This window comes from Methylorubrum zatmanii (genome assembly GCF_014845115.1).
Lineage (GTDB): Bacteria > Pseudomonadota > Alphaproteobacteria > Rhizobiales > Beijerinckiaceae > Methylobacterium > Methylobacterium zatmanii.
The window spans coordinates 22,610-29,752 of the sequence record NZ_NKUI01000065.1 but is presented as its reverse complement, the minus strand read 5'-3'; the positions used below and the strand labels follow the sequence as shown (position 1 = coordinate 29,752).

7 protein-coding genes are annotated in these 7,143 nt (G+C 69.4%); 3 read left to right on the top strand and 4 right to left on the bottom strand.

Going from position 1 to position 7,143, the window contains the following annotated elements; genetic code table 11:
• Positions 1-481: 481 nt before the first annotated feature.
• Complete coding sequence (locus MZTS_RS09405; protein ID WP_192283459.1) at positions 482-1,801, top strand: MFS transporter; 1,320 nt, start codon at positions 482-484, stop codon at positions 1,799-1,801.
• On the opposite strand, the gene MZTS_RS09400 is transcribed toward MZTS_RS09405, so the two are convergent.
• On the bottom strand, positions 1,782-2,249 hold the full coding sequence (locus MZTS_RS09400; RefSeq protein WP_192283457.1) for a PaaI family thioesterase: 468 nt from the start codon (positions 2,247-2,249) through the stop codon (positions 1,782-1,784). The genes MZTS_RS09405 and MZTS_RS09400 overlap by 20 nt on opposite strands.
• Before the next feature lie 43 nt (positions 2,250-2,292).
• Here MZTS_RS09400 and MZTS_RS09395 point away from each other — a divergent pair, with 43 nt between their 5' ends.
• The gene (locus tag MZTS_RS09395; protein ID WP_192283455.1) at positions 2,293-2,856 is read left to right on the top strand and encodes a CoA-binding protein; all 564 of its coding nucleotides are present in this window, start codon (positions 2,293-2,295) and stop codon (positions 2,854-2,856) included.
• Positions 2,857-2,915: 59 nt separating this feature from the next.
• Here MZTS_RS09395 and MZTS_RS09390 read toward each other — a convergent pair whose 3' ends face one another.
• The 3 genes from MZTS_RS09390 to MZTS_RS09380 all read right to left on the bottom strand — a co-directional run bounded on the left by MZTS_RS09390 (position 2,916) and on the right by MZTS_RS09380 (position 5,750).
• Positions 2,916-3,341 (bottom strand): organic hydroperoxide resistance protein, encoded by a 426-nt coding sequence (locus MZTS_RS09390; protein WP_192283453.1) that lies wholly within the window; start codon positions 3,339-3,341, stop codon positions 2,916-2,918.
• A 151-nt stretch (positions 3,342-3,492) separates the two neighbouring features.
• On the bottom strand, positions 3,493-4,755 hold the full coding sequence (locus MZTS_RS09385) for an MFS transporter (RefSeq protein ID WP_192283451.1): 1,263 nt from the start codon (positions 4,753-4,755) through the stop codon (positions 3,493-3,495).
• The gene (locus MZTS_RS09380) at positions 4,752-5,750 is read right to left on the bottom strand and encodes a MaoC family dehydratase (RefSeq protein ID WP_192283449.1); all 999 of its coding nucleotides are present in this window, start codon (positions 5,748-5,750) and stop codon (positions 4,752-4,754) included. Before MZTS_RS09380 ends, MZTS_RS09385 begins: the two co-directional genes overlap by 4 nt.
• 247 nt (positions 5,751-5,997) lie before the next feature.
• Between MZTS_RS09380 and MZTS_RS09375 the strand changes: the two genes are divergently transcribed.
• Entirely contained in the window at positions 5,998-7,143 is a 1,146-nt protein-coding gene (locus tag MZTS_RS09375) for an acyltransferase family protein (RefSeq protein WP_192283447.1), read from the top strand.

The following is a 7,143-nucleotide window of genomic DNA, read 5'->3' as shown; positions in this document are numbered from 1 at the left end:
TAGGTCCATAACAGCCTCTAAGCATCAGCGGCTGTCATTCGCCCTTTGTCTCTCCGGAGTCTCACTACGAGAGACTGGATCGACGTCTTAACCTCGCGTTCATTTTCGAGGTGAGGCACTAAACAATCCTTTCACCGAGCCTTTCAATCCGAACCCGCCCTGATTGCAACGCCATCGAGCGCGGCACCAAGATCCTGATCTGTAGGAATTTTCGTCTTAATGCCGCATCGGCGATTGGTTCCCTCGGCTCAACCGGGAATGCGCTCATGCTTAACGTTTCGTCTCCATCCCTTATCGCTGAAGGTCGGTTAGCCTCCGACACCGCTCACACGACGATGTGATTGAGACGACAGGATTGAAGCGGCGTAGAGGGGAACAAAGCCGGCGACCGAAACTTAGCGCGGCGGTCAAAGCCGATCCCGGCTCGTTCGGGCGGCGATGCGACCACCGATCGCCGCTCCGCTTTCCGTGAGAATCCTCGATGCGTGTCGCAGCGCAGCCATCCGCCGGGCCGGCACAGCGCCAACCGTCACGTCGGGCCCTGCGGGGGCTCGATCTCCTCAATCTCAGTCTCGCCGACGTGCGGGACGGCCTCGGCCCCTATCTCGCCATCTACCTGCTCGCGGTGCGCGGTCCGGAACAGGGCTGGAACGAGGCAACGATCGGCCTCGTCATGACCATCGCCGGCATTGCCGGCCTTCTGGCGCAGACGCCCGCCGGTGCCCTGATCGACCGCAGCAGCGCCAAACGCGCCATCGTTATCGCCGCCGCCATCGTCGTGACCTTGAGCTGCCTCGTCCTGCCCTGGGTCTCGAACTTCTATCTCGTGGCCGGCACGCAGGCTCTGGCCAGCATAGCCGGCTCGGTCTTCGCCCCCGCCCTGACCGGCATCACCCTCGGCATCGTCGGCCCGAAGCTGTTCTCGAAGCGCATCGGCCGCAACGAGGGCTTCAACCACGCGGGCAACGCCCTTTCGGCCATGCTCGCGGGCGGGCTCGCCTATGTGTTCGGGCCCATCGTCGTATTCTGGCTGATGGGCGTGCTGGCGGCTCTCTCGATTGGCGCCATGTTGATGGTGCCCGCCGAGGAGATCGACGACGAACTCGCCCGCGGCCTCGCTTGCCCGGAGGATCAGCATTGCGAGCAGCCCTCGGGCCTGAGCCTGCTGCTGCGCAACCGCCACCTGCTGCTGTTCGCGCTGCTCTGCGCCGCCTTCCACCTCGCCAACGCGGCGATGCTGCCCTCCGTCGGCCAACTCCTCACCAAGGTTGTGGGCAAGGACAACGCCACCTCGCTGATCGCGATCTGCATCGTCGCTGCGCAATGCGTGATGGTGCCGATGGCGGTGCTGGTCGGCGCCAAGGCCGACAGCTTCGGGCGCAAACCGATCTTCCTCGCCGCCTTCGGTGTGCTGGCTCTGCGCGGGGTGCTCTACACCTTCTCCGACAACCCCTATTACCTCGTGGCGGTGCAGTGCCTCGACGGCGTCGGCGCCGGCATCTACGGCGCGCTGTTCCCGATCGTGGTCGCCGACCTCACCCGCGGCACCGGACGGTTCAACGTCGCGCAGGGGGCGGTCGCCACGGCGCAGGGGCTCGGCGCGGCCTTGAGCGCGACGCTGGCCGGTGTCGTGATCGTCGCCTCCGGCTATTCGGCCGCCTTCCTCGTGCTCGCCGCCATCGCCGCCGCCGGCTTCGTCCTCTACCTCGTGCTCATGCCGGAAACCCTGGGCTACGAACCCCGCTCGACGGAGACCCCGCCGGCTTCGCCTTCGACCCCGCTCACGGTTCCGGCCGAGTAGCCGGCGCCGACGCGTCACCCCACTCCGGCGGGATCGAATAGGTACCGGTGGCGTGGCAGACGATCGCCTCCGAGCCGGCACTGCGGATCGCGACCTCGCCGACCGCGAGACGCCGCCCGAGCTTGAGCAGGCGGCATTCGGCGATCAGGGCGGCGGGGCCGGGCCGGCGCAGGAAATTGACGTTGAGGCTCGTCGTCACGGCCAGCGCCACCGGGCCGATATTCGCGAGGATCGCCGCGTAGAGCGCGTAATCGGCCAGGGCCATCATCGACGGACCGGAAACGGTGCCGCCGGGGCGCAGATGGCGCTCGTGATAATCGAGGCGCATCCGGGCGGAGAGCGGGCCGACCGATTCGAGGTGGTAGTGGCGCCCGCCCGCATTCATCTGCGGGAAATCGCGGTCGAGGAAACGCGCCGTCTCCTCCAGGCTCATCACGGTCTCGCTCATGCGCCGCCTTGCAGCATGCCCGCGCTTGGCGGACAAGAACGGCATGATCCCGACCCTCGACAGCGCGCCAGACGGCATCGCCACCCGGCACGACCGCTACCCGGACACGCAGATCCGCGCGATTCTGCGGGAGACGCGCTCGATTGCCCTCGTCGGCGCCTCGGCCAATCCGGCCCGGCCGAGCTACATCGTCTTCAAGTACCTCGCCGAGCGCGGCTACGCGGTGATCCCGGTCAATCCGGGGCTCGCCGGCCAGGATCTGCTCGGCCGCCGGGTGGTCGCCCGGCTCCCGGACCTGACCGAGCCGGTCGACATGGTCGAGATCTTCCGCAATTCCGCCGCGGCGGGGCCGCTGGTCGATGAGGCGCTGGCCCTGCCGGTGCCGCCGAAGGTGATCTGGATGCAGCTCGGCGTGCGCGATGACGCGGCCGCCGCGCGGGCGGAGGCGGCGGGGGTGACGGTCATCATGAACCGCTGCCCGAAGATCGAGTATGGCCGCCTCTCCGGCGAGATCGGCTGGACCGGAGTGAATTCCCGCATCATCAGCGCGAAGAAGCCGCAGATGGCCAGAGGCGGCGTGCAGAAGCGGACGATCGAGGGGCCGTGACACACGAAAACGCCCCCGGCACCGAGCCGGGGGCGTTGCACGATCCGGTCTGAGAGAGGTTACGCCAGCGTCAGCCCGACATCGACATTGCCGCGGGTCGCGTTGGAATAGGGGCAGATCTGGTGCGCCGCCTCGACGAGGCGCTCGGCCTCGGCGCGGTCGAGGCCCGGCAGGCTGACCTTGAGGTCGGCGGTGATGCCGAAGCCGCCCTCGGAGCGCGGGCCGATGCCGACGGTCGCGGTGACGGTGGTATCGGCCGGCACCTTCAGCTTCAGCTGGCCGCCGGCCACCTTCAGCGCGCCGATGAAGCAGGCGGAATAGCCCGCCGCGAAAAGCTGCTCCGGGTTGGCGCCCGGCCCACCGGCGCCGCCGAGTTCCTTCGGCGTCGAGAGCTGGACCTGAAAGTTGCCGTCCTCGGTCCGGGCGGAGCCGTCACGGCCGCCGGTGGCGGAGGCGGTGGTGCGGTACTTCACATCAACGGTCATCGGATTCGTCCTCGTGATCTATGTCGTGCAGGGCCGATCCGTTCGGCTTGAGACGGAGATAGGGAACATTTAGATTGTGCGCAATCTAAATGTCCGTTTTACCCATCCGCTCTGTGCATGACAGGCCACCGACACGCGGCCGGAACCGCCGTCATTCCCCCCGCCCGGTCTCCGGCATGGCGGCGACGGCGGCGAGGCTGATCCCGGCGGCGAGGCCGAGATAAAGCCCGACGGAGCCGATCCCGCCCCAGCCCACGAGCCATTGCGCGGCCAGGGGCGCCCCGGAGGCACCGACGATGCCGGCGAGGTTGTAGGTCACCGAGGCGCCGGTGTAGCGCACCCGGGTCGGGAACAGCTCGGGCAGCAGCGCGCCCATCGGGCCGAAGATCCAGCCCATGGCGAAGAGGGCGAGGCAGAGGAAGCCGAGCACTAGGGCCGGCTCGCCGCTGCCGAGCATCGGCCCGAGGGCGGCGCCGAGGCCGGCGCTGGCGACGAGCCCCGACAGCATCACCGGCTTGCGGCCGAACCGGTCGGCCGCCCATCCCGACAAGGGGATGGAGACCGCCATGAACAGGATCGCCACGCACTCGAACAACAGGAAGGTCTTCCGCGGGTAGCCGAGGGTGCCGGTGCCGTAGCTCAGGGCGAACACCGTCGAGAGGTAGAACACCGCGTAGGCCGCCACCATGGCGAGGGTACCGAGCAGGGTCGCCCGCAGATGCGCGGAGAAGATCGTGGCGAGCGGCACCCGTTCCGGCGGTTTCTCGGCCAGGGCCGCCCGGAAGGCCGGGGTCTCGGTCAGCTTCAGGCGCACATAGAGCCCGACGCCGACGAGGGCCGCCGAGGCGAGGAAGGGCAGCCGCCAGCCCCAGGCCTCGAAATCCGCCGGGCTCAATCCGACGCTGAGGCCGAGGAACAGGAGGTTGGCCGCGATGAAGCCGATCGGCGCGCCGAGTTGCGGGAAGATGCCGTAGAGCGCCCGCCGGCCCGGCGGCGCGTTCTCCACCGCGAGCAGGGCCGCGCCGCCCCATTCGCCACCGAAGCCGACGCCCTGACCGAAGCGCAGGAGGCAGAGCAGGGCCGGCGCCCACCAGCCGAGGCTGGCATAGCCCGGCAGGCAGCCGATGAGCACGGTGGAGAGGCCCATGATCATCAGCGAGGCCACCAGAGTCGCCTTGCGTCCGACCCGGTCGCCGAAATGCCCGAAGGCCGCGGCGCCGACCGGCCGGGCCAGGAAGGCGATGGCGAAGGTGGCGAAGGCCTGGAGCGTCTGAACGCCGGGCTCCCCCTGAGGGAAGAAGATCGGCCCGATCACCAGGGCGGCGGCGGTGGCGTAGATGTAGAAGTCGTAGAACTCGATCGCGGTGCCGACGAAGCTCGCGACGAGGATACGGCGGGCGGAAGGCGAACTCATGCGCTGGGGCGGTCCCATTGCCAGAACACCGAGCCGGTGAAGGCGAAGACCGCCTCACCGTGCTGGTTCTGCGCCGTGTTGTGGTGGGTGGCGATGCCCCAGCCGGGCCGCGAGGCGGAGGCGCGCTTGTCCACGAGGCGGCTGGCATAGCGGAGCGTGTCGCCGGCATAGACCGGGCGCAGCCATTGCAGGTCCTTGAAGCCCGGCGAGGGCCCGAGCTGCGGCACCGGGCCGGAGCGGGCGGTGAGCGCCATGTCCCGGGCGAAGGTCGCGTTGAGCCGCTTCATCCAGACGGCGGCGGTCTGCCAGCCGGAGGCGCAGAGCGCGCCGAAATGCGTGGCCCGCGCGGCCTCCGCATCGAGGTGGAAGATCTGCGGATCGTAGGCCTGGGCGAAGGCGACGATGTCCTCCGCCGCGAAGCGATGGGCGCCGAGGTCGCGGGTCGCGCCGATCTCCGCCTCGGCGAGGTAGGGCAGCGGCACCGCGTCGTCCGGCTCGGCCACCGGGCCGCCCTCCTGGGCCAGGGTGACCGGGCGCGGCGCCGGGGTGACGCCCGCCCGCGCGAACAGCACCGCGAAGTCCTGGGTCATCACCGCCTCGCCGCGCCTGTCGCTCAGGGTCATGACAAGCCGCGCCATGCCGCGGTCGGGCTTCGAGCGGGAGGGGCGCACCTCCTCGACACGGATCGCCGCGCTCAAGGAATCGCCCGGCAGGACCGGCCGCAGCCAGCGCAGCGCGGTTATGCCCGGCGAACCCATCGAGGTGGAATGCGAGATCAGCCCTTCGGCGAGCAGGCGCATGCCGAGCGCCGCCGTCTGCCATCCCGAGCCGATCAGCCTGCCGACGAAGCTGTGCTCGGCGGCCGCCTCATCGAGATGGAACGGCTGCGGGTCGTATTCCCTGGCGAAGGCGACCAGTTCGTCGCGGGTGACGGTGATCGGCCCGGCCCTGAATTCCTGGCCGGGCGAGAGGTCGTCGAGGGTCAGCAAAGCCATGGATGCCGCGTCGCGGTGGAGGAGATCCGCCGTGGCTATCACCTCGCGCGCCCGAGCGCATCGGGAACGCGGCCGGAGGCAGGGCCGACATGAAATGTCCGTGTTTGCGTCGCGCTGACGCCGCCCGTTAACGCTAAGACGGCCTGCGTAGTGCGCCCTCGGCGCCATCCTGCCCGGATCGACTAGATTTCGGAGAGGACCGGCTGCGTTCGAGGCGCGGTGGGCGGCGGAGAACCCGGACAAATCCATGCTCGACCGGAAGGCACGGGAGATCCAACTCGACGTCATCCGGGGCGTCGCGATCGTTCTGGCCATGGGCTGGCATCTCAATGGCGGCGACATGACCTTCGCCGCCAGCGATGTCTGGCTCACTCCGGGCCGGATCATCGGCTGGGCCGGCGTCGATCTGTTCTTCGTGCTGAGCGGCTTCCTCGTCGGCGGCCTCGTGGTGCGGGAGGTCAGCGCGACCCGGGGCTTCGACTACCGGCGCTTCCTGATCCGGCGGGCGTTCCGGCTCTGGCCGGTCCTCTACGTCTATCTCGCGGTGCAGGTGGTGCTGACCGACCGGCCCTGGACCGGCTTCGTCCCGCAGGTGCTCCTGCATGTGCAGAACTACTTCGAGACGCCGCTGCACCATCTCTGGTCCCTGGCGGTCGAGGAGCAGTTCTACCTCTTGATCGGCCTGTCCCTGCCCTTCCTGGCGCGCCTGCGCCTCGGGGCGGGCCATGTCCTGGCCGGGCTCGTTGCCGTGATCCTGGCGACCTGGCTGCTGCGCCCCCTCGTAGCGCTCGCCGGAGCGGATCCGATCTCGATCCAGATCCAGACGCAGTACAGGCTCGACGGCCTCGCCCTCGGCGTCGCCCTCGCCCTGTTGTCCCAGCGTTTTCCCGAGATCTATGCGCGGCTGGCGCGCCCCCGCCTCGCCCACTTCGCGGCGGCGCTCGCGGCCTTCGCCGCCCTGTTCTGGCTGACCGACGACCTGTCCCGCTCCTGCTTCGGCTACACCCTGGCCGCCCTCGGCTCGGGGCTGGCGATCCTGGCCGTCCACGGCAGCCGCCACCGCTTCTTCGCCTCGCCCGCCGCGCGGCTGCTGGCGATCCTGGGGCTCTACTCCTACCCGATGTATGTCTGGCACAACGGCATCGGCAACCGGATCACGCCGCAACTCGCCGCGTTTGCCGGGATCACCAGCCCCGACCTCGTGGTGATCGCGAAATACGCGCTCTCGATTGTGCTGGCGATCGCCATCGGATTGGCCATCGAGCAGCCCTTCATGCGCCTGCGGGACCGGCTGTTCGCCCGGCCCGGTCCGCTGCCGGCGCGGCCGAGCGGCCCCGCCTCGCCGGATCCGGCGCATCCCCTGGCGGCCGTCCGGGCGGGCGATCGCTCCTAA